At 66.9% G+C, this 21275-nt stretch carries 16 protein-coding genes; 9 read left to right on the top strand and 7 right to left on the bottom strand.

The genetic code is table 11. The features are described from left to right. Window positions 1-51 precede the first annotated feature (51 nt). The 3 genes from dnaE to CWS39_RS00580 are packed head-to-tail and all read left to right on the top strand — an operon-like array spanning window position 52 to window position 5882. On the top strand, window positions 52-3594 hold the full coding sequence (dnaE, locus tag CWS39_RS00590) for a DNA polymerase III subunit alpha (RefSeq protein WP_102140962.1): 3543 nt from the start codon (window positions 52-54) through the stop codon (window positions 3592-3594). Window positions 3595-3654: 60 nt separating this feature from the next. Beyond that, entirely contained in the window at window positions 3655-5481 is a 1827-nt protein-coding gene (gene fadD11, locus CWS39_RS00585) for a fatty acid--CoA ligase FadD11 (protein WP_102140961.1), read from the top strand. Next, window positions 5478-5882: an SRPBCC family protein gene (locus tag CWS39_RS00580; RefSeq protein ID WP_102140960.1), complete on the top strand. Its 405-nt coding sequence runs from the start codon at window positions 5478-5480 to the stop codon at window positions 5880-5882. Before fadD11 ends, CWS39_RS00580 begins: the two co-directional genes overlap by 4 nt. Here CWS39_RS00580 and CWS39_RS00575 read toward each other — a convergent pair. Continuing rightward, entirely contained in the window at window positions 5879-6109 is a 231-nt protein-coding gene (locus CWS39_RS00575; protein WP_102140959.1) for a hypothetical protein, read from the bottom strand. The genes CWS39_RS00580 and CWS39_RS00575 overlap by 4 nt on opposite strands. 90 nt (window positions 6110-6199) lie before the next feature. Here CWS39_RS00575 and CWS39_RS00570 point away from each other — a divergent pair, with 90 nt between their 5' ends. Both CWS39_RS00570 and ilvA read left to right on the top strand, forming a co-directional pair. Next, the gene (locus CWS39_RS00570) at window positions 6200-6637 is read left to right on the top strand and encodes a nitroreductase family deazaflavin-dependent oxidoreductase (RefSeq protein WP_102140958.1); all 438 of its coding nucleotides are present in this window, start codon (window positions 6200-6202) and stop codon (window positions 6635-6637) included. Between the two features lie 12 nt (window positions 6638-6649). Further along, window positions 6650-7933, top strand: a complete 1284-nt coding sequence (ilvA, locus tag CWS39_RS00565) for a threonine ammonia-lyase IlvA (protein ID WP_102140957.1) — start codon at window positions 6650-6652, stop codon at window positions 7931-7933. On the opposite strand, the gene CWS39_RS00560 is transcribed toward ilvA, so the two are convergent. From CWS39_RS00560 to CWS39_RS00540, 5 genes are read right to left on the bottom strand one after another with little or no spacing between them, the layout of a single operon-like run. After that, entirely contained in the window at window positions 7907-8365 is a 459-nt protein-coding gene (locus CWS39_RS00560) for a hypothetical protein (RefSeq protein ID WP_102140956.1), read from the bottom strand. The genes ilvA and CWS39_RS00560 overlap by 27 nt on opposite strands. Before the next feature lie 37 nt (window positions 8366-8402). After that, window positions 8403-10163: a malto-oligosyltrehalose trehalohydrolase gene (gene treZ, locus CWS39_RS00555; RefSeq protein ID WP_102140955.1), complete on the bottom strand. Its 1761-nt coding sequence runs from the start codon at window positions 10161-10163 to the stop codon at window positions 8403-8405. Further along, a complete protein-coding gene (gene treY / locus CWS39_RS00550) occupies window positions 10156-12426 on the bottom strand; it encodes a malto-oligosyltrehalose synthase (protein ID WP_102140954.1) in 2271 nt (756 codons plus the stop codon). The genes treZ and treY overlap by 8 nt, the downstream gene beginning before the upstream one ends. Window positions 12427-12428: 2 nt before the next feature. Beyond that, window positions 12429-14579, bottom strand: a complete 2151-nt coding sequence (gene glgX, locus CWS39_RS00545) for a glycogen debranching protein GlgX (protein ID WP_102141158.1) — start codon at window positions 14577-14579, stop codon at window positions 12429-12431. After that, entirely contained in the window at window positions 14579-16747 is a 2169-nt protein-coding gene (locus CWS39_RS00540) for an acetyltransferase SucT (protein ID WP_199177888.1), read from the bottom strand. The genes glgX and CWS39_RS00540 overlap by 1 nt, the downstream gene beginning before the upstream one ends. Window positions 16748-16838: 91 nt before the next feature. On the opposite strand from CWS39_RS00540, the gene CWS39_RS00535 reads away from it, so the two are divergent. The 4 genes from CWS39_RS00535 to CWS39_RS00520 are packed head-to-tail and all read left to right on the top strand — an operon-like array spanning window position 16839 to window position 20506. Beyond that, window positions 16839-18131 carry an adenosylmethionine--8-amino-7-oxononanoate transaminase gene (locus CWS39_RS00535; RefSeq protein WP_102140953.1) on the top strand — a complete coding sequence of 431 codons (1293 nt, stop codon included), beginning with the start codon at window positions 16839-16841 and terminating at the stop codon, window positions 18129-18131. A gap of 52 nt (window positions 18132-18183) precedes the next feature. Continuing rightward, a complete protein-coding gene (locus tag CWS39_RS00530) occupies window positions 18184-19329 on the top strand; it encodes an 8-amino-7-oxononanoate synthase (protein ID WP_102140952.1) in 1146 nt (381 codons plus the stop codon). After that, a complete protein-coding gene (bioD, locus tag CWS39_RS00525) occupies window positions 19326-20000 on the top strand; it encodes a dethiobiotin synthase (protein WP_102140951.1) in 675 nt (224 codons plus the stop codon). The genes CWS39_RS00530 and bioD overlap by 4 nt, the downstream gene beginning before the upstream one ends. Then, window positions 20000-20506 carry a 2'-5' RNA ligase family protein gene (locus tag CWS39_RS00520; protein ID WP_102140950.1) on the top strand — a complete coding sequence of 169 codons (507 nt, stop codon included), beginning with the start codon at window positions 20000-20002 and terminating at the stop codon, window positions 20504-20506. Before bioD ends, CWS39_RS00520 begins: the two co-directional genes overlap by 1 nt. A 177-nt stretch (window positions 20507-20683) precedes the next feature. Here the strand turns inward: CWS39_RS00520 and CWS39_RS00515 are convergent, their stop codons facing one another. Then, window positions 20684-21250: a TetR family transcriptional regulator gene (locus CWS39_RS00515; RefSeq protein ID WP_102140949.1), complete on the bottom strand. Its 567-nt coding sequence runs from the start codon at window positions 21248-21250 to the stop codon at window positions 20684-20686. Window positions 21251-21275: the final 25 nt, after the last annotated feature.

Here is a 21275-nt window from a genome sequence, read left to right as displayed (position 1 = left end):
CGCCGCGACACGCCCGAGCGTGTCGGTGGGCGGTCATAGACTGGCCCTCCTATGAGTGGCTCATCTTCGCGGTCCTTCGTGCACCTGCATAACCACACCGAGTACTCGATGCTGGACGGTGCCGCGAAGATCACCCCGATGCTGGCCGAGGCGCAGCGGTTGGAGATGCCGGCGATCGGCATGACCGACCACGGAAACATGTTCGGCGCCAGCGAGTTCTACAACAGCGCCACCGCGGCCGGCATCAAACCGATCATCGGCGTGGAGGCCTACATCGCACCCGGCTCGCGCTTTGACACCCGGCGGATCCTCTGGGGGGATCCGAACCAAAAGGGTGACGACGTCTCGGGCAGCGGCTCCTACACCCACCTGACCATGGTCGCCGAGAACGCGACGGGTCTGCGCAACCTGTTCAAGCTGTCGTCGCTGGCCTCCTTCGAGGGCCAGCTCGGCAAGTGGTCGCGGATGGACGCCGAGCTGATCGCCGAGCACGCGGAGGGCATCATCGCCACCACCGGCTGCCCGTCCGGCGAGGTGCAGACCCGGCTACGGCTCGGGCACGACCGCGAGGCCCTGGAATCCGCCGCCAAGTGGCGCGAGATCTTCGGCCCCGACAACTTTTTCCTCGAGCTGATGGACCACGGTCTGGACATCGAGCGCCGGGTGCGCGACGGGCTGCTGGAAATCGGGCGCAAGCTGGACATCCCGCCGCTGGCCACCAACGACTGTCACTACGTCACCCGCGACGCCGCCCACAACCACGAGGCGCTGCTGTGCGTGCAGACGGGTAAGACGCTGTCGGACCCCAACCGGTTCAAGTTCGACGGCGACGGCTACTACCTCAAGTCGGCCGCCGAGATGCGCGCCATCTGGGACGACGAGATCCCGGGCGCCTGCGATGCCACGCTGCTGATCGCCGAACGCGTGCAGTCCTACGCCGACGTGTGGGAGCCGCGCGACCGCATGCCGGTCTTCCCGGTGCCCGAGGGGCACGACCAGGCGTCGTGGTTGCGGCATGAGGTCGACGCCGGGCTGGCCCGCCGTTTCCCCGACGGGGTGCCGCGCGAGTACGTCGAACGCGCGGCGTATGAGATCGAAGTCATCTGCGCCAAGGGATATCCGTCGTACTTCCTGATCGTCGCCGACCTGGTGAATTACGCCCGCTCGGTGGACATCCGGGTTGGTCCGGGCCGCGGGTCGGCGGCCGGTTCGCTGGTCGCCTATGCGCTGCGCATCACCGACATCGACCCGATCGAGCACGGGCTGCTGTTCGAGCGGTTCCTCAACCCCGAGCGCGCCTCGATGCCCGATATCGACATCGACTTCGACGACCGCCGGCGCGGCGAGATGGTGCGCTACGCCGCCGAGAAGTGGGGTAGTGACCGGGTCGCCCAGGTCATCACCTTCGGCACCATCAAAACCAAAGCCGCGCTGAAGGATTCGGCCCGCATTCACTATGGCCAACCCGGTTTCGCGATCGCCGACCGGATCACCAAGGCGCTGCCGCCGCCGATCATGGCCAAGGACATTCCGCTGTCGGGCATCACCGACCCCGAGCACGAGCGGTACAAGGAGGCCGCCGAAGTCCGCGGCCTCATCGACACCGATCCCGACGTGCGCACCATCTACGAAACCGCGCGCGGCCTGGAGGGATTGATCCGCAACGCCGGCGTGCATGCCTGCGCGGTGATCATGAGCAGCGAGCCGCTGACCGACGTCATCCCGCTGTGGAAACGGCCACAGGACGGCGCGATCATCACCGGTTGGGACTATCCGTCGTGCGAAGACATCGGCTTGCTGAAGATGGACTTCCTCGGGCTGCGCAACCTGACGATCATCGGCGACGCACTGGAGAACATCAAGGCCAACAGGGGAATAGAGCTCGACCTGGAGTCGGTGCCTCTCGACGACAAGGCCACCTACGAGCTGCTGGGCCGCGGTGACACGCTGGGCGTGTTCCAGCTCGACGGCGGGCCGATGCGCGACCTGCTGCGCCGCATGCAGCCCACCGGGTTCGAGGACGTCGTCGCCGTCATCGCGCTGTACCGCCCGGGGCCGATGGGCATGAACGCCCACAATGACTACGCCGACCGCAAGAACGGCAAGCAAGCGATCAAGCCGATCCACCCCGAACTCGAAGAACCGCTGCGGGAGATCCTTGCCGAGACGTACGGCCTGATCGTCTACCAAGAGCAGATCATGCGCATTGCGCAGAAGGTGGCCGGCTACTCGCTTGCCCGAGCAGACATTCTGCGAAAAGCCATGGGCAAAAAGAAGCGCGAAGTCCTGGAGAAGGAGTTCGAGGGCTTCTCGGAGGGCATGAAGGCCAACGGGTTCTCCGCGGGTGCGATCAAGGCGCTGTGGGACACCGTGTTGCCGTTCGCCGACTACGCGTTCAACAAATCGCATGCCGCCGGCTACGGCTTGGTGTCGTACTGGACGGCGTATCTGAAGGCCAACTATCCCGCCGAGTACATGGCCGGCCTGCTCACCTCGGTCGGCGACGACAAGGACAAGGCTGCGGTGTATCTCGCTGATTGCCGCAAGCTCGGCATCACCGTGCTACCGCCCGACGTCAACGAGTCGGGCCTGAACTTCGCCTCGGTCGGTGAAGATATCCGCTACGGGCTGGGCGCGGTGCGCAATGTCGGAGCGAATGTTGTTGCGTCGCTGATCGATACGCGCACCGCCAAGGGCAAGTTCATCGACTTCTCCGACTATCTCAACAAGATCGACATCGGCGCGTGCAACAAGAAGGTCACCGAATCGCTGATCAAGGCGGGCGCGTTCGACTCGCTGGGTCACCCCCGCAAGGGCTTGTTCCTGATTCACACCGATGCCGTCGACTCGGTGCTGGGCACCAAGAAGGCCGAGGCGATGGGGCAGTTCGACCTGTTCGGCGGCGCGGATACCGCCACCGATGCGGTGTTCACCATCAAGGTGCCCGACGAGGAGTGGGAGGACAAGCACAAGCTGGCGCTGGAGCGCGAGATGCTCGGCCTCTATGTGTCGGGCCACCCCCTCAATGGCGTCGCACATCTGCTGGCAACCCAGGTGGACACCGCGATCCCCGCGATCCTGGACGGCGACATCCCCAACGACACGCCGGTGCGGGTCGGCGGCATCCTGGCGTCGGTGAACCGGCGCGTCAATAAGAACGGAATGCCCTGGGCGTCAGCACAACTCGAAGATCTCACCGGCGGTATCGAGGTGATGTTCTTCCCGCACGTGTACTCCACGTTCGGCGCGGAAATCACCGACGACGCGGTGGTGCTCGTCAACGCCAAGGTGCGCGTTCAGGATGACCGTATCGCGCTGATCGCCAACGAGCTTGTGGTGCCGGACTTTTCGAATGCGCAGGTGGATCGTCCGCTGGCGGTGAGTCTGCCGACGCGGCAGTGCACCATCGACAAGGTCAGCGCGCTCAAACAGGTGCTGGCGCGCCATCCGGGCACGTCGCAGGTGCATCTGCGGTTGATCAGCGGTGACCGCATCACGACGCTCGAGCTGGATCAGTCGCTGCGGGTGAACCCGTCATCGGCGCTGATGGGAGACCTCAAGGCGCTGCTGGGACCGGGCTGCCTGGGCGGGTAGGGCGTCGCGCAGTTCTGCTGAACGGTCCACCGCCACGGTCTGAATGCCTACCGTGGAAACATGAGCACATCCGATCGGCCCGCCACGTTGTGCGAGGCCTTTCAGCGCACCGCCGTGATCGACCCCGATGCGATCGCGCTTCGCACAGTCGGCGGCACCCAGACGTTGACCTGGCGCGACTACGCCACCCAGGTAAGGCACGTAGCGGCCGGGCTGGCCGGCCTCGGCGTCAAACGGGGCGACACCGTCTCGCTGATGATGACCAACCGCATCGAGTTCTACCCGCTCGACGTCGGCGCCCAACACCTCGGCGCGACTTCGTTCTCCGTCTACAACACGCTGGCCCCGGAGCAATTGAAATACGTGTTCGACAATGCGGGGACCACGGTGGTGATGTGCGAGGCGCAGTTCGTCGACCGGATCCGGGCCAGCGGGGTGCCCATCGAGCACATCATCTGTGTCGACGGCGCACCGTCGGGGACGATGCCGATGCAAGAGTTGCTTGCCGGTGGAGCGGATGACTTCGATTTCGAATCCGCCTGGCGCGCAGTGCAGTCCGACGACATCGTGACGCTCATCTACACGTCGGGAACGACGGGCAATCCCAAAGGCGTGGAGATGACGCACGCCAACCTGTTGTTCGAGACGTTCGGCGTTCAGGGCGTGCTCGGCATCGAGTTCGGCGACCGGATCACGTCGTTTCTGCCCTCGGCGCACATCGCGGACCGGTGGGGCTGCCTCTATAACCAGCAAGTGTGTGGTGTGCAGGTCACCGTGGTTCCCGATCCCAAGGCCATCGCGGCGGCCCTGCCCGACGTGCGGCCCACCATCTGGGGTGCGGTACCGCGGGTGTGGGAAAAGCTCAAGGCGGCAATCGAATTCGTCGCAGCCAACGAGCCCGACGAGACGAAACGCCAAGGCTTGCAGTGGGGGCTGGCGGTCGCGGGCAAGAAAGCCGCCGCACTGCTGGCCGGGGAGCCGGTGCCCGACGACGTCGCGGCCGAATGGGCGCAGGCCGACGAACTGGTGCTGTCCAAACTGCGCGCCAAGCTGGGGCTGGACCAGATCCGGTGGGCGGTGTCGGGTGCCGCGCCGATTCCAAAGGAGACCTTGGGCTTCTTCGCCGGGCTGGGCATCCCGATCTCGGAGATATGGGGGATGTCGGAGCTGAGTTGCATTGCCACCGTGAGCCATCCGCGCGATGCACGGCTCGGCGCCGTCGGCAAGCTGCTGCCCGGGATGGAGGGCAGGATCGCCGACGACGGCGAGTTCCTGGTCCGCGGCCCATTGGTGATGAAGGGCTACCGCAAGGAGCCGCAGAAGACCGCCGAGGCCATCGACGCCGACGGCTGGCTGCACACCGGCGACATCATGGAACAAGATGCCGACGGCTACCTACGGGTGATCGACCGCAAGAAGGAACTCATCATCAACTCGGCCGGAAAGAACATGTCGCCGGCCAACATCGAGAACACCATCAAAGCGGCCTGCCCGCTCATCGGCGTGATGGCCGTGATCGGGGACGCCCGCCCCTACAACACCGCGCTGATCGTGCTCGACGCCGAATCGGCGCAGCCCTACGCCGCCCAGCGCGGCCTCCCGGACGCCTCACCGCAGACGTTGGCGGCCGATCCGGGGCTGATCGCCGATATCGCGGCCGGTGTGGCGAAGGGCAACGCCGCGCTCTCGCGAGTGGAGCAGATCAAGCGGTTCCGGGTGTTGCCGACGTTCTGGGAGCCAGGCGGCGACGAGATCACGCTGACGATGAAGCTCAAGCGCAGGCCGATCAGCGAGAAGTACGCCGCCGAGATCGAAGAGCTCTACGCCGACGAGCCGGGACCCCAGGTGCACGAACCGAAGCGGGCACCGAGTAAGGAGAAAGTGTGACGACGTCCAGACACGTCGGTGTCTGGGTCGAGGCTGCGCCCGAGGCCGTCTACGCGTTCGCCGCCGATCCGCAGAAACTGCCGCAGTGGGCGTCGGGCCTGACGCAAGGTGCGGCGCGCAAGAGCGCCGACGGCTGGGTGGCCGACTCGCCGATGGGCGAGGTGACGATCGAATTCACCCCGGCCAACGAGTTCGGGGTGCTCGATCACGTGGTACGGCTGCCGTCGGGCGAGGCGGTGTACAACCCGTTGCGAGTGATTCCCGCCGGGCTCGGCGAAGCCCGCTGCGAGGTGGTGTTCACCATCCGGCGACGTGCGGGAATGACCGACGACGAGTTCGAGGCGGACGCGGCGGCGGTCGCCGCCGATCTCGATACGCTGCGGCGCCTGCTCGAGGCTTAGCCGTGCGACGAGTGCGCGGCGCCCAGCACCACCCACACAAGAGTGGCAGCGGCAGCGCCTGACAGCACTGCGGGAGCGGCGCTGGCGGTGGCCAGGCCGACGATCACCAGGACAAGGAAACCGATCGCGAGCGCGACCAGCTTGTAGGTCGGCCACGGCACACCGGCGATCAGCACCTTCGAGTCTGTCGAGGCGACGGTCGAACGAAGATCACCGGCGGTGGTCATGGCATTGAGGGTAGCTCGTAAGTAAGTTTTCGGCCACCCGAAACGCCCGATCAGGGCCGTCTGGTTTTTTAGTCCGCCTAAGCTGGCGTCATGCCGCTCACCGGAGAATACGAACCAAGCCCGTGGGACTGGGTCCGCGAGCACGCCGACAAGATCGTCGAGACAGGTAGCACCGAGAACGTCGACATGCAGGGCAAGCCGATTATCCTGCTTACCACGATCGGCGCCAAGACCGGCAAGATCCGCAAGACGCCGTTGATGCGGGTCGAGCACAACGGCGAGTACGCGATCGTCGCGTCGCTGGGCGGCGCACCAAAGAACCCGGTCTGGTACTACAACGTCAAGAAGAACCCGCGTGTGGCGCTGACGGACGGACCCGTCACCAAGGAGTACGAGGCGCGGGAGGTCTTCGGTGACGAGAAGGCCGTGTGGTGGGAGCGCGCCGTCGAGGCCTGGCCGGACTACGCCGAGTATCAGCAAAAGACGGACCGGCAGATCCCGGTATTCGTGCTGACACCCGTGTCATGACACCATTTACGGGTGTCCGCTGAACTGAGCCAGAATTCTCGTACGTCGCTGCCGCTGTCGGCAGCCGACATCGACGAGGCCGCTCAGCGAATTTCCGATCTGGTGGCGCGGACACCGCTGGAGCTTTGTGAGCGTCTCTCCGAGGCAACCGGCGCCAACGTCTACCTCAAACGCGAGGACCTGCAGGCGGTGCGGTCGTACAAGCTGCGCGGCGCCTACAACCTGCTGCAGCAGCTCTCCGACGACGAGATCGCCGCGGGAGTGGTGTGCTCGTCGGCCGGGAACCACGCGCAGGGCTTCGCGTTGGCCTGCCGCTCGATGGGCATCCACGGCCGGGTGTACATCCCGGCCAAGACGCCCAAACAGAAGCGGGACCGCATCCGCTATCACGGCGGTGAGTTCATCGAGCTGATCGCCGTGGGCAAGACGTATGACCTGGCCGCGGTGGCCGCGCTGGAGGACGTCGCCCGCACCGGCGCCACATTGGTGCACCCGTACGACGATCCGCGCACCATGGCCGGGCAGGGCACCATCGCCGCGGAGCTGCTCGACCAACTCGACGGCGAGCCGGATCTGGTGATCGTCCCGGTGGGCGGCGGCGGCTGCATCGCCGGCATCACCACGTATCTGGCGGAGCGCACGACGAACACGTCGGTGCTCGGTGTTGAGCCCGCCGGCGCCGCGTCGATGATCGCCGCACTCGCCGAGGGCGGTCCCGTCACGCTCGATCATGTCGACCAGTTCGTCGACGGCGCGGCGGTGGCGCGCGCCGGCGAGTTGCCCTACGCCGTGCTGGCCGCCGCCGGCGACATGGTGTCGATGACCACCGTCGACGAGGGCGCGGTGTGCACCGCGATGCTCGACCTGTATCAGAACGAGGGGATCATCGCCGAACCCGCCGGCGCACTGTCGGTGACCGGGCTGTTGGAGGCCGACATCGAGCCGGGCTCGACGGTGGTGTGCCTGATCTCCGGCGGCAACAACGACGTCTCGCGCTACAACGAGGTGTTGGAGCGCTCGCTGGTGCATCTGGGCCTCAAGCACTACTTCCTCGTCGACTTCCCGCAGGAACCCGGCGCGCTGCGCCGCTTCCTCGACGACGTGCTCGGGCCCAACGACGACATCACACTGTTCGAGTACGTCAAGCGCAACAATCGTGAAACCGGCGAAGCGCTGGTCGGGATCGAACTCGGCTCGGCCGCCGACCTCGACGGTCTGCTCACCCGGATGGCTGCATCCGACATCCACGTCGAGACGCTTGAGCCGGGGTCACCGGCCTACCGCTACCTCCTCTAGATCCGGCTCAGGCTCGACCTGTACCAGCGATTCGTCGTTGGCGCGGAAGAACGGCTCGATCGGAACGCCGAGCCGGGCCGCCGTCTCGGTGAGTAGCGTCGCCCATCGTCGGTCGGCGTTGGAGATCGGACCGCGACCCGGGCGGGTCAACAGCAGCGCCACTGTGCTGCCGGCAGGCAGATCGTCGCCGAGCACCGTCTTCAACGCCGACAGCAGGTTCTCGGCGATGACCGGTTCGGGGCTCAGCCGGATCTCGGCCTCGCCGAGCATCTTGATGAGGCGACGGTCGGGGCCGACGAACGCGAACCGCAGCAACCGCTCACCGAAACCCAGCTCACCCATGAGCGCACGCCAGCGCTGGCCCATATCGGCCGGCGAATGTATTGGGTCGGTGGCGGATTCGATCGGCGGCGGCTTGTAGGGACTGACCATGAGGCCAGCATGAGGCACGGCGCGGGAATCGGGCTAATCAGTTATCCACAGCCCGCGAGGCTGTGGATGGCGACTTGACGGATCGCAGAATTGCGAAAGAATGCCCGCCCACTCGCGTGCTGGCGGCGCCCACCTGGGGTTCGTCCCACGCCAACACCACGTCGCCGGTGACCGGAACCGCCACGGCATCGCCGCCGAGGTTGCACGCGATCGCAAATGCGCCGCGGCGCAGGACGATCCAACGCTGCGCTTCGTCGTAGTCGACCCGCAGGTGGTCCAGCCACGGGTCGGCAAAGTCGGGTTCGTTGTGGCGCAACGCGATCAGGCCGCGGTAGACGCGTCGCAGCCGGCCATGCTCGCCGTCGTCGACCTCGGCCCAGTTCAGCTTGGACCGTTCGAAAGTCTGCGGGTCCTGCGGGTCGGGGATCTCGTCGGCGTCCCAGCCGTGCTCGGCGAACTCGCGTTTGCGGCCCTCGGCGGTGGCGCGGGCCAGTTCGGGCTCCGGATGCGAGCTGAAGAACTGGAACGGGGACGACGAGCCCCACTCCTCACCCATGAAAAGCATTGCGGTATAAGGTGATCCCAGCGCCAGCGCGGCCTTGACCGCCAGTTGGCCGAATGACAGGTTCTGCGACGGCCGGTCACCCACCGCGCGGTTGCCGACCTGATCGTGGGTGGTGGTGTAGGCCAGCAGACGGGTGGCCGGGATGGTGGCGGTGTCCAGGGGACGGCCGTGGCGCCGGTGCCGAAACGACGAGTACGTGCCCGCGTGGTAGTAGCCGTTCTTCAGGGTTTGCGCCAGCGTCTGCAGCGAACCGAAATCCGCGTAGTAGCCCTGCCGCTCGCCGGACACCGCGCTGTGGATCGCATGGTGGATGTCGTCGTCCCACTGTGCCGTCATGCCGTAGCCGCCGCGATCGCGCGGTGTGATCAGTCGCGGGTCGTTGAGGTCGCTTTCGGCGATCAGCGACAACGGTCGGCCTAATTCCTCAGAGAGCGCGTCGGTTTCGGTCGCCAGCTCTTCGAGGATGTGAATGGCGGTGGTGTCGACCAGCGCGTGTACGGCGTCCAGGCGCAGACCGTCGGCGTGGAAGTCGCGCATCCAGCGCAGCGCGCAGTCGATGATGTAACGGCGCACCTCATCGGCGCCGGCGTCGGAAATGTTGATCGACTCACCCCACGGGTTTCTGCCCGACGACAGGTAGGGCCCGAATCGAGGCAGGTAGTTGCCCGACGGGCCGAGGTGGTTGAACACCGCGTCGATGAGCACCCCGACACCGCGTGCGTGGCAGGCATTGACCAGGCGAATCAGTCCGTCGGGGCCGCCGTAGGGCTCGTGGACCGTGTACCACAGCACACCGTCGTAACCCCAGCCGTGCGTCCCGCTGAACGCGTTGACGGGCATCAGTTCGACGAAGTCGACGCCGAGATCCACCAGGTAGTCCAGCTTCTCGATGGCGGCGTCGAAGGTGCCGCCCGGCGTGAATGTGCCGACGTGAAGCTCGTAGATCACCTGCCCTTCGATCGAGCGGCCGGACCACTCATCGTCGGTCCAGGCGTCGGGGGAGGGGCGCCACAACTGCGAGCGTTCGTGAACGCCGTCGGGTTGGCGAGGCGAGCGCGGATCGGGCAGCACCGCCGGGTCGTCGTCGAGCACGAATCCATAGCGGGCGTCGGCATTCGCGTCGACATCGGCGCGCCACCAGCCGTCGTCCGAGCGCGTCATCGGGTGGCGCGTGCCGTCGACGTCGAGTTGCACCCGCTCCGGCCGTGGCGCCCAGACAGCGAACTCAACCATCGATCCGCTCCAGCAGTGCGACCGGCAGTGTCGCGAACACCTCGGTCGCGGGCACCGTTCCGGTGAACCGTCCACCGCCGATGCGATCGGTCCAGATCCCGTCCGGCAACGGCAGAACGGTATCGCCCCAACCCGTTTCGGCGAGTCGGACCGTCCATCGACTGACGGCCGTCAGCACGTCGCCGGCACGCATGAACGCGACGACGTGATCGGCGGCCGAACCCTGGGCGAGCACCGGGGTGTACGCGCCGTTGATGAAGCTTGCGGGGCGGTCGCGGCGCAACCGCAGCGCGGCGCTCACCACCCGCATCTTGGGGTGCGCCAACGTTTTCAGCGCCTCCCGGCGAACGGTGTAATCCACCGGCCGGCGATTGTCCGGATCGACCAGGCTGTCCTCCCACAGTTCGGTGCCCTGATAGACATCGGGGATTCCTGGGACGGTGAGCGCCAACAGCTTCTGTGCCAGACTGTCGCTGCGCGCATGCTTCTCGAGCCGGGCCACCAGCGAGGTCATCGCGGTGGCGACCGGACCGTCGACGACGGTATCCAGCCATGTGTGCACGGCCGCCTCGAACTCGGAGTCGGGATCTGCCCACGAGGTGTGCGTCGCGGCCTCACGGATGGCCTTCTCGGAGTAGCCGTGCAGGCGGTCGCGCAGTTCGTCGGTCACCACGCCATCGGCGGGCCACACACCGAAGATGTTCTGCCACAGGAACAGTGCGGTGGCGGCGTCCGGCGGCGGCGCGAGCCGGCTCCACTCTGCCACCTGCGAGGCCCACAGCGACGGCACTTGAGAGAGCACGCCGATGCGCGCGCGCACATCCTCGCCGCGCTTGGTGTCGTGGGTCGACAGCGTCACCATCGCCTGCGGCCAGAGCCGGCATCGTTGCGCGGCCCGCTGATGGAACTCGGCGGCGCTCACGCCGAACCAGCCTGGCTCGCCGCCGACTTCGTTGAGCGACACCAGTCGCGCGTCGCGGTAGAACAGGCAGTCCTCCATCGACTTCGCGGTCGCCGCGCCGCACAGCTGCTGCAGCCGGGTCACCGGCTCGCCGCCACGGGCCAGCGCACTGGCGACAACGGACAGCGCCACAGCGAGTTCCGGTCTCTCGGCGGCGGTTTCGGCGAACGCGGCGGGCAGCACCGACGCTAGCGACGGGTAGTCGGACCGGTACACCCCGATGTGGCTCACCAACGCCGCTATGGCATCGGGTAACTGGGGGTCATCGCTGCCGAACGCCCGGCACAGCCGGTTCAGTTCGCTGCGCAGGGTGTGGGTGACGGCGTCGGCCTTGAGGTTGCGGGCCAGCCGACCCATGTCGGCGTAGCGGGTGCCGCTGGATTCGTACAACGCGGTCAATGGGCCGGCGCCGGCGGGATCGACGAACAGTCCGCCGATTTCGCGCAGCGCGTCGTACCCGGTGGTCCCTGCCACGGGCAGTGACGGGTCCAGCGCCTCGTCCACTGCCAGAATCTTCTCGATGACGATCCACGCTCGCAGGCCCAGCAGTTCCCGCAGCCACCGCAGATAGCCCGAGGGATCGGACAATCCGTCCGGGTGGTCGATGCGCACCCCGTCCACCAGTCCCTCGGTGAACCAGCGTTTGACCTCCGCGTGGGAGGCGTCGAACACGGCCCGGTCTTCTTGCCGCAGCCCGGCCAGCGACGTGATGGAAAAGAAGCGACGGTACCCGCAGACGCCGCGCCGCCAGCCGATCAAGCGGTAGTGCTGCCGGTCATGCACCTGCGCGCCCGTCCCGGCACCTGTGCCCGGCGCGATCGGATACACCAGATCACCCAGCCGCAGCACGTCACCGTCCACCCGCAGCGAGGCGACGTCGTCGTCAGAACCCAACACCGGCAACACGATTCGACCGTCGGGATCCACTGACCAGTCGATATCAAAGAACGATGCGTAGGACGAATTCCGGCCGTGTTTGAGCACGTCCCACCACCACGGGTTCTGCTCAGGCTTGTCCACCCCGACGTGGTTGGGCACGACATCGACCACCAACCCCATGCCGCGCGAGCGTGCCGCGGCCGACAGTCGCGCCAGTCCGTCGGGACCCCCCAACGCCGTCGACACCGTGGTCGGATCGGTGACGTCGTAGCCGTGGCTGGATCCCTCGGCCGCAGTCAGGATCGGCGACAGGTACAGGTGCGACACCGCGAGTTCTGCGAGGTAGTCCAGCAGGTTCTCGGCGTCGGCGAATGTGAACGAATCGCCGCGCAGTTGCAGTCGATACGTCGACAGCACAGCCATTGTCACGCCGTCTTATGCAGCACCAGCAGCGACCGTGCCTGCAGCGAAACCTTTTCGCCGGCGACGATCACCAAGTCCGTCGACCCCGTCGGATCGGCGGTGTCCAGCGTCGCCGTCCACTCCTTGGCGTAATCCCCGTCGGGGACAACGAAATCCAGCGGCTGATCGTGGGCGTTGAAGCAGAGCAGAAACGAGTCGTCGGTGACCCGCTCGCCGCGGGCGTTGGGTTCGGGGATGGCGTCCCCGTTGAGGAACACCGCGATGCTCTTGCCGAATGCCGCGTCCCAGTCCTCGGGGGTCATCTCCTTGCCTGCCGGGGTCAGCCAGGCGATGTCACGGGCCTGCTCACCGCTGCGGATGGGCGTTCCGGCGAAGAACCGGCGCCGGCGGAACACCGGATGGTCGCGTCGCAGTGCGGTCACCTTCTTGGTGAATTCCAGCAATTCGGCGTTGCGTTCAACCAGCGACCAGTCCATCCAACTCAGCTCGGAGTCCTGGCAGTACACGTTGTTGTTGCCGTGCTGGGTACGGCCGATCTCGTCGCCGTGCAGAATCATCGGCGTGCCCTGCGACAACATCAGCGTCGCCATGAAATTGCGCATCTGGCGGGCCCGCAGCGCCAGGATCTCCCGGTCGTCGGTCGGGCCCTCCACACCGCAGTTCCACGACCTGTTGTGGCTCTCGCCGTCACGGTTGTCCTCGCCGTTGGCCTCGTTGTGCTTTTCGTTGTAGGACACCAGGTCGGCCAGCGTGAAACCGTCGTGCGCGGTGATGAAGTTGATGCTGGCGCCGGGCCGTCGGCCGGTGGCCTCGTAGAGATCCGACGACCCGGTCAGTCGCGACGCGAACTCGCCGAGCGTGGATGGCTCACCGCGCCAGTAGTCGCGCATCGTGTCGCGGTACTTGCCGTTCCACTCGGTCCACAACCCGGGGAAATTGCCGACCTGGTAGCCGCCCTCGCCGATATCCCACGGTTCGGCGATCAGCTTGACCTGGCTGACGACCGGATCCTGTTGCACCAGATCGAAAAACGCCGACAGCCGGTCGACGTCGTAGAACTCTCGGGCCAGGGTGGCGGCCAGGTCGAAGCGGAACCCGTCGACGTGCATCTCCATCACCCAGTAGCGCAGCGAATCCATGATCAGCTGCAGGGTGTGCGGATGCCGTGCGTTGAGGCTGTTGCCGGTGCCCGTGAAATCCTTGTAGTACCTCAGGTCCTCGTCGACGAGCCGGTAGTAGGCGGCGTTGTCGATGCCGCGGAAATTGATCGTCGGGCCGAGGTGGTTGCCTTCGGCCGTATGGTTGTAGACCACGTCGAGGATTACCTCGATTCCGGCCTCGTGAAACGACCGGACCATGGTTTTGAATTCGGCCACCGCACCGCCGGCGTGCTTGTTGGCCGCGTACTGGTAGTGCGGCGCGAAGAAGCCGAACGTGTTGTAGCCCCAGTAGTTGCGCAGCCCGAGGTCGAGCAACCGGTGGTCGTGCATGAACTGGTGCACCGGCATCAGTTCGATCGCGGTGACGTTGAGCGCCTTGAGGTGTTCGATGATCGCCGGATGGCCGAGCCCGGCGTACGTGCCGCGCAGTTCCTCGGGGATGCCGGGGTGGGTTTGGGTCATGCCCTTGACGTGAGCTTCGTAGATCACCGTCTCGTGGTAGGGCGTCTTGGGGGCGCGGTCGGACGCCCACTGGAAGAACGGGTTGATCACCACGCTGGTCATGGTGTGGCCCAGCGAGTCCACCATGGGCGGGGTGCCGCCGGTGGCGAGGTCGTCGGCCGCCATGTCGTAGGAGAACAGCGCCTGGCTGAAGTGGAAGTCGCCGTGAAACGACTTGCCGTAGGGGTCCAGGAGCAGCTTGCTGGGATCGCAGCGATGCCCGGATGCCGGATCCCACGGCCCGTACACCCGGTAGCCATAACGCTGGCCGGGCGTGACCGTCGGCAGGTAGGCGTGCCAGACGTAGCCGTCGACTTCCTCGAGGTTGATCCGCTCCTCGGTGCCGTCCTTGGCGATCAGGCACAACTCCACCCGTTCGGCGACCTCGGAGAACAACGAGAAGTTGGTGCCGGCACCGTCATACGTGGCGCCCAGCGGGTAGCTGGATCCCGGCCAGACGGTGGGGACGGGGGCTGGCTCGGAGGACGCCATCAGGCGGTCCACCAGCCGGTGGCGGCGCCGATCTGACGGCCCAGCTCACCGGCCATGGTGCGCATATACGTGGCGGACAGATGATGAGAGTCGTGGTACAGCAACACATTTCCCTCCACGGCTCGGCAGTAATGCGGGCGGCACACCGCGTCGCTCATGTCGAGCGGCTTCAGCAGCGGGAACCGGCCGACGAAATCCAGCGTGGGATTGCGTTCTGAGAGTACGGTCGATCGCTTGATCCCGCAGGAGATCGTGTCGCCGCCGTCGGCGAGACAGTCCGCCGGGAAATAGGGCTTGCCGTTGCGCACGATCCACGGCGTGTCCCGCATCGCAAGCACCGGAATCTTGTTGTCCTGAAACTTTTTCCAGACACCGATGTATGTACCCGGCATGACGTCACCGGGTTTGATGTTCCAGGGTCGCGTCGAGGTGGTAAACACGAAATCTGGCCGGTCGGCGATCAGTTTGGCCATCACCCGCTGATTCCAGGTGTGGCACTTGGGGTATGGCCGGTTGTCGCCCATCACCAGCGGAACCTTCTCGGTGGTCAACGGGCAACCCATCTTCAGGTAGGTCACCACCTTGAAGTTGTGTTGCTGGCCGAGCAGATCGAGTGCGGTGACCCAATGCTCGGCGTGCGATCCGCCGGCCAGCGCGATGGTGCGGGGCGCGGTCTTGTCCCCGTAGGTGCAGTTGATCACCTCGACGCTGTCGAAGTCGCTGATGCATCCGTCGGTCGTGGTCACCGGGAGGTCTTTCTTGGCCTCCAGCACCGTGGGCCGCATCGGCAGCTTGGGCACCTTCACGTGGTCGAGCAGCGCCCGCGCGCCCGGATAGTCCTGGGCGGGCAGCCCGGACAACTCGTCGCCGTTGGCGCGCTGCACGGTCACGTGCTCACGCCAGGTGAACGAGGTCGCGGTCAGCGCCACCCCGAGCAGCGCCACGATCGAGCCGAGCACTATCGTCGGCCGGCGCAGCCGCGCCCGCAGCGGAATGGCAGGAGCCGCAACCGAGGGGCCACGAGCTCGCAATGGTTCCTCGATGTAGCGCGTCGTCAACCAGGCCAGCACACCGGATACCAGCAGCACGGCGGCGCCTTCGAAGAAATTCGCGCGCGAGTCGCCCGTGTAGGACAGCCAGAAGATCAGCAGCGGCCAATGCCACAGATACAGCGAATACGCCATCGCCCCAAGGGATACGAACGGCGCGGCCGCCAGCCACCGGTTGGGCGCGGGCAGCCGCCCGCCGGTGTGGGGATCGCCCAGCCGATTGGCCGCGGACAGGATGAGCAGCATGGTGGCGCCGACCGGTACCAGCGCCCAAGGCCCGGGGAATTCGTGCACGCCGTCGATCAGCGCGCCACACGACAGGATGGCCGCCAACGCGACCGCCGCCACCGTCGTGCGCAACCACATCGGCCACCGCACATACGGCACCAGGGCGCCGACCAGCGCGCCCAGCAGCAGCTCCCACGCCCGGGCGAAGCTGTTGTAGTACGCGGTCGCCTGGTCGGCGTTGTGAGCAAAGATCGCGTAGACGAACGACGCAATGGTCAGCGAACTCAACAGCACCACCAGTGCCGGCCGCATGTGCTGACCGAGATGGCGACGGAAGAGATAGGCGAACCCGAAGATCAGAACGAGGAAGGCGATATAGAACTGGCCCTGCACCGACATCGACCAGATGTGCTGCAGCGGGCTGACCGTCTCACCGGCGCGAAGGTAATCAGAAGCGGTATTCGCCAGTTCCCAGTTCTGGTAGTAGCCCAGGCTCGCCAGACTCTGATCAGCAAATGTCTCCCAGCGCGTCTCGGGTTGAACGAGGATGGTCAGCACCGCCGCGGCGGCGAGCACCACCACCAGGGCCGGCAGCAACCGTCGCACCAGTCGCGTCACTTCGGGCAGCGGCCACAACGGCGCGCCCGGCGTGAGCGCGGTACGCAGCAGACGGCCGCCGAAAAAGTAGCCCGACAACGCCAAGAAGACATCGACACCGCCGGAAACCCGGCCGAACCAGACGTGAAACACCGCCACGAGCGCGATCGCGATGCCGCGGAGGCCGTCGAGGTCATGCCGGTAGAAGCCCGTGTTGCGGGTCCCCATCACGGCGCGCGGGACGGAACCGGATTTGGTTGCGGGCGCCGTCCGGGGAGGGGCGAGGGTCATCATGGTCGTCGGTCAATTTACCTAAGATCCCCCTGCCGCTCATGTCGCAGGTGACGCGGCGTCGGATGTGAGCAAAGCACTACGCTCGTTCTCCATGCCCGCGTTGACGCCCGATGAGATCAGGGCGATCGACTCCGCCCACATCTGGCACCCCTACAGCACCATCGGAGCCGAGGCGCTGGCGCCGGTGGTCGCCGTCGGCGCCAAGGGCGCCTGGTTGACGCTGATCGACGACGGGCGGCGCGTCGACGCGCTGGATGCCATGGCGTCGTGGTGGACCGCCATTCACGGGCACGGCCACCCGGTGCTGGATCAGGCGATCGCCGACCAGCTCGCCACCATGAACCACGTCATGTTCGGCGGCTTGACCCATGAGCCCGCGGCCCGGCTGGCGCAGATGCTGGTGCAGATCACCCCGGACGGGCTCGAGACGGTGTTCTTCAGCGATTCGGGCTCGGTGTCGGTCGAGGTCGCCGTCAAGATGGCCCTGCAGTACTGGCGCAGCATCGGCCGGCGCGACAAGCACCGGCTGATGACGTGGCGCGGCGGCTACCACGGCGACACCTTCACCCCGATGAGCGTGTGCGACCCCGACGGCGGCATGCACTCGCTGTGGACCGACGTGCTGTGGCATCAGGAGTTCGCGCCGGCGGTGCCTCGTGACTACGACCCGGCCTATAGCGACGCATTCGAAAAGCAGCTGGCCGAGCACGCCGACGAGCTGGCCGCCGTCATCGTCGAACCGGTGGTGCAGGGCGCGGGCGGGATGCGCTTTCACGATCCGCGCTATCTGTCCGACCTGCGCGCCGCATGTGATCGTCACGGCGTGTTGCTGATCTTCGACGAGATCGCCACCGGATTCGGCCGCACCGGCGCGTTGTTCGCCGCCGAACATGCCGGCGTCACGCCCGACATCATGTGCGTCGGCAAGGCGATGACGGGCGGCTACATCACCCTGGCCGCGACGCTGTGCACGACGCGGATCGCGCACACCATCAGCTCCGGCGAGCCGGGTGCGCTGATGCACGGCCCGACGTTCATGGCCAACGCGCTGGCGTGCGCGGTGTCGGTGGCATCGATCTCGCTGCTGTTGAGTGGTGACTGGCGCGCGCGGGTGATGCAAATCGAGTCGGGGTTGCGCGCGGGTCTGGAACCGGCGCGGGCGCTGCCGGGTGTGGCCGATGTGCGGGTGCTCGGCGCCATCGGGGTGATCGAGATGGCGCGGCCGGTCGATATGCGGGTGGCCACCGCGACCGCGTTGGAGAGCGGCGTGTGGCTGCGCCCGTTCCGCAATCTCGTGTACGCAATGCCGCCGTATATCTGCACGCCCGACGAGATCGAGCAGATCAGCTCGGCGATGGTCGCGGTCGCCCGAGCGCTCGCCTAGGTGCGTGCGTTAACCTGAACGGCGTTCAAGTTCTCCCCGAAGGAGTATCCGGGTGCCGCGCACAGGTCTATCCCCGCTGGCTTGGCTCGACGAGGTCGAGGCACAGCGGCGCGCTGCCGGGCTGCGGCGATCGCTGCGCACCCGCCCGCCCGTCGGCGCCGAACTGGACCTGGCCTCCAACGACTACCTGGGTCTGTCGCAGCACCCCGACGTGATCGACGGCGGGGTCGCCGCACTGCGCACCTGGGGCGCCGGCTCGAGCGGCTCGCGGCTGGTGACCGGCAACACCGAACTGCACGAAGGCTTCGAAGCGGCGCTGGCCGAATTCGTCGGCGCCGAGTCGGCGTTGGTGTTCTCCTCGGGCTACACCGCGAATCTGGGCGCGGTCGTCGCGCTGTCGGGCCCCGGTTCGCTGCTGGTGTCGGATGCGTTGACACACGCGTCGCTGGTTGACGCGTGCCGGTTGTCGCGGGCCCGAGTGGTGGTGACCCCGCACCGGGACGTCTCCGCCGTCGAGGCCGCGCTGGCCGCCCGCGATGAAGAGCGCGCAGTCGTCGTCACCGACTCGGTGTTCTCGGCCGACGGCGTGCTCGCCCCGCTGCGCGCGTTGCACGAGGTGTGCCGTCGGCATGGCGCGCTGCTGATCGTCGACGAGGCCCACGGCCTCGGTGTGCGGGGCGACGGAGGACGCGGTCTGCTCCATGAGGTGGGACTCGCCGGCGCGCCCGACATCGTGATGACGACGACACTGTCGAAAGCGCTGGGCAGTCAGGGTGGGGTGGTATTGGGCCCAATTGCCGTGCGGGATCATCTGATTGACGCGGCGCGGCCCTTCATTTTCGACACCGGACTGGCCCCGGCCGCGGTCGGCGCGGCGTGGGCCGCACTACGGGTGCTGATCGCTGAGCCGTGGCGGGCGCGGGCGGTGCTGGAGCACGCCGAGGCGTTGGCGTCGATGTGCGGGGCCGAACGGCCCGATTCGGCGGTGGTCTCGGTGATTCTCGGCGAGCCCGAGGTGGCGTTGCAGGCCGCCACCGCCTGTCTGGACCGTGGCGTGCGGGTCGGCTGTTTCCGCCCGCCGACGGTCCCGGCGGGGACCTCCCGGCTGCGGCTGACGGCGCGGGCGTCGCTGTCCGACGACGAAATTGGCTTGGCCCGTGAGGTTTTGACTGACGTGCTGGCGGCTGCCCGCGCGTGAGCGTTCTCGTCGTCACGGGCACCGACACGGGCGTCGGCAAGACGATCGTGACGGCCGCTCTGGCGTGTCACGCGCGGTTGACGGGCCTTGACGTCGCGGTGTGCAAACCGGTGCAGACCGGCAGCCCTGTCGACGATGACCTCGCCGATGTGCGGCGGCTCTCCGGGGTTTCCGAGCTGCACGGGTCATGGCGTTACCCCGAGCCATTGGCGCCCGTGGCGGCGGCGGAACGGGCCGGGATGGCGCTGCCGACGCGTGCCGAGTTGCTGGCGTCGGTGCGTGCGGTCGACGCGCCGAAACGGCTGACCCTGGTGGAGGGCGCCGGCGGTCTGCTCGTGGAAGTCGGGGCCGGCGGGGCGACGCTTCGCGACCTGGCTGTCGAGTTGGCGGCACCGGTGCTGATCGTCGTCAGGCCGGGGCTGGGCACGCTCAACCACACCGCGTTGACGTTGGAATCACTTGCATCGCAAGGGCTTTCGTGTGCCGGACTGGTTATCGGCGCCTGGCCGTCGCAGCCGGGTGTGACTGAAGTCGATAACCGCGCGGCGCTGGCGAGACTGGCGCCGGTGCGGGCGGTGCTACCCGAGGGTGCAGGGTCGTTGAGCGCCGTCGACTTCGAGTCGATGAGCGCCGCGGCGTTCGACTCGGAATGGGTTGAGAGCCTGATCTGATGGTGCACTCCGTCGAATTGGTCTTCGACCCGGACACCGAGGCGGCGATCCGGCACATCTGGGATGGCCTGCGGGAGGCCGGGATTCCCAGCCAGGCGCCGGCGAGCCGGCCCCATGTGACGTTGACTGTCGCGCAGCAGATCGATCCCGAAGTCGACGCGCTGCTGGCGTCGCTGGCTGGTCGGTTCCCATTGCGGTGTGTCGTCGGCGCGCCGCTGATATTTGGCCGGTCTCAGCTGATTCTGACCCGGTTGATCGTCCCGACCGCGGACCTGCTGGCCGTGCACGCCGACGTGTATCGGCTGACGCTGCCGCACGCACAGCCCGAGCCGATGGCGAACTCCCTACCCGGGCAGTGGACCGGTCACACGACGCTGGCGCGCCGGGTGCACGGCCACCAGGTCGGACGGGCGCTGCGGATTGCGGGACGGCCTTCGGAGATCGCCGGCAGCTTCATCGGGCTGCGCCGCTGGGACGGCAACACCAAAGCCGAATATCCAATCTGACAGATTCGTCGAACGTGAGCTTATGTGCGAGATTTCGGCGGTTCCTCGCACACAAGCTCATATCCGGCGCCGCGGTTGAGTTGCTGCTCAACCTCTACCAGGATGCGAGATGCCTGCCATGGCCGACAGTGGTGTGTTGACGGCAATCCACCACGTGCTGCGGCGAAGCTGACCGCGCTATCCGACGTTCACGCGGTGCGCGACCCCGATGCCGTTGACGAGCAGGTCGACACCGAATCGGAACCGCGCGTTGGCGTCGTCCGTCAGCACCGACTGCTCGTCGGGAAGATCGGCGCCGGCGGCGTCCCACTGCAGCCGGGACTGCTCGTCGGCGGTGAACCCCAGCACGTAGTAGACGACCGTGCGGGCGGCCAGCTCGGCGTGCGACGGGTCCAGTCCCGCCTCCGCGGCCGCATCGGTGAGCCGGGCCAGCACGCCCGTCATCGCCGACGACTGGCCCGCCGCGAAGCTCGCGGACACCAGCTCAGCCCCGTCGGTGTGCGACAACAGCGCGTCACGCAGGAGATTGCAGACGTCCACGATGCCCGTCGCGGACGGCACGCCGTCCAGAATCCGGTCGGCGATGGCGCCGAGAAGCTCCTGTTTGTTGGCGAAGTGCCAGTACAGCGCGCCGGGCGAGACGTTGAGCTCACGGGCCAGCCGGCGCATCGTCAAGTCCGCGATGCCGTAGGTGTCCAGCAGGGTGGTCGCCGCATCGACCACGTCGCGTTTGTGGAGCTGCACGCCAATACCCTAACCTGAACACCGT

Origin of the sequence: Mycobacterium hubeiense (assembly GCF_002838065.1) — a bacterium.
Classification (GTDB): domain Bacteria; phylum Actinomycetota; class Actinomycetes; order Mycobacteriales; family Mycobacteriaceae; genus Mycobacterium; species Mycobacterium hubeiense.
Note: the sequence above shows the minus strand (reverse complement) of the source record. Positions and strands in the feature narration are given on the sequence as shown.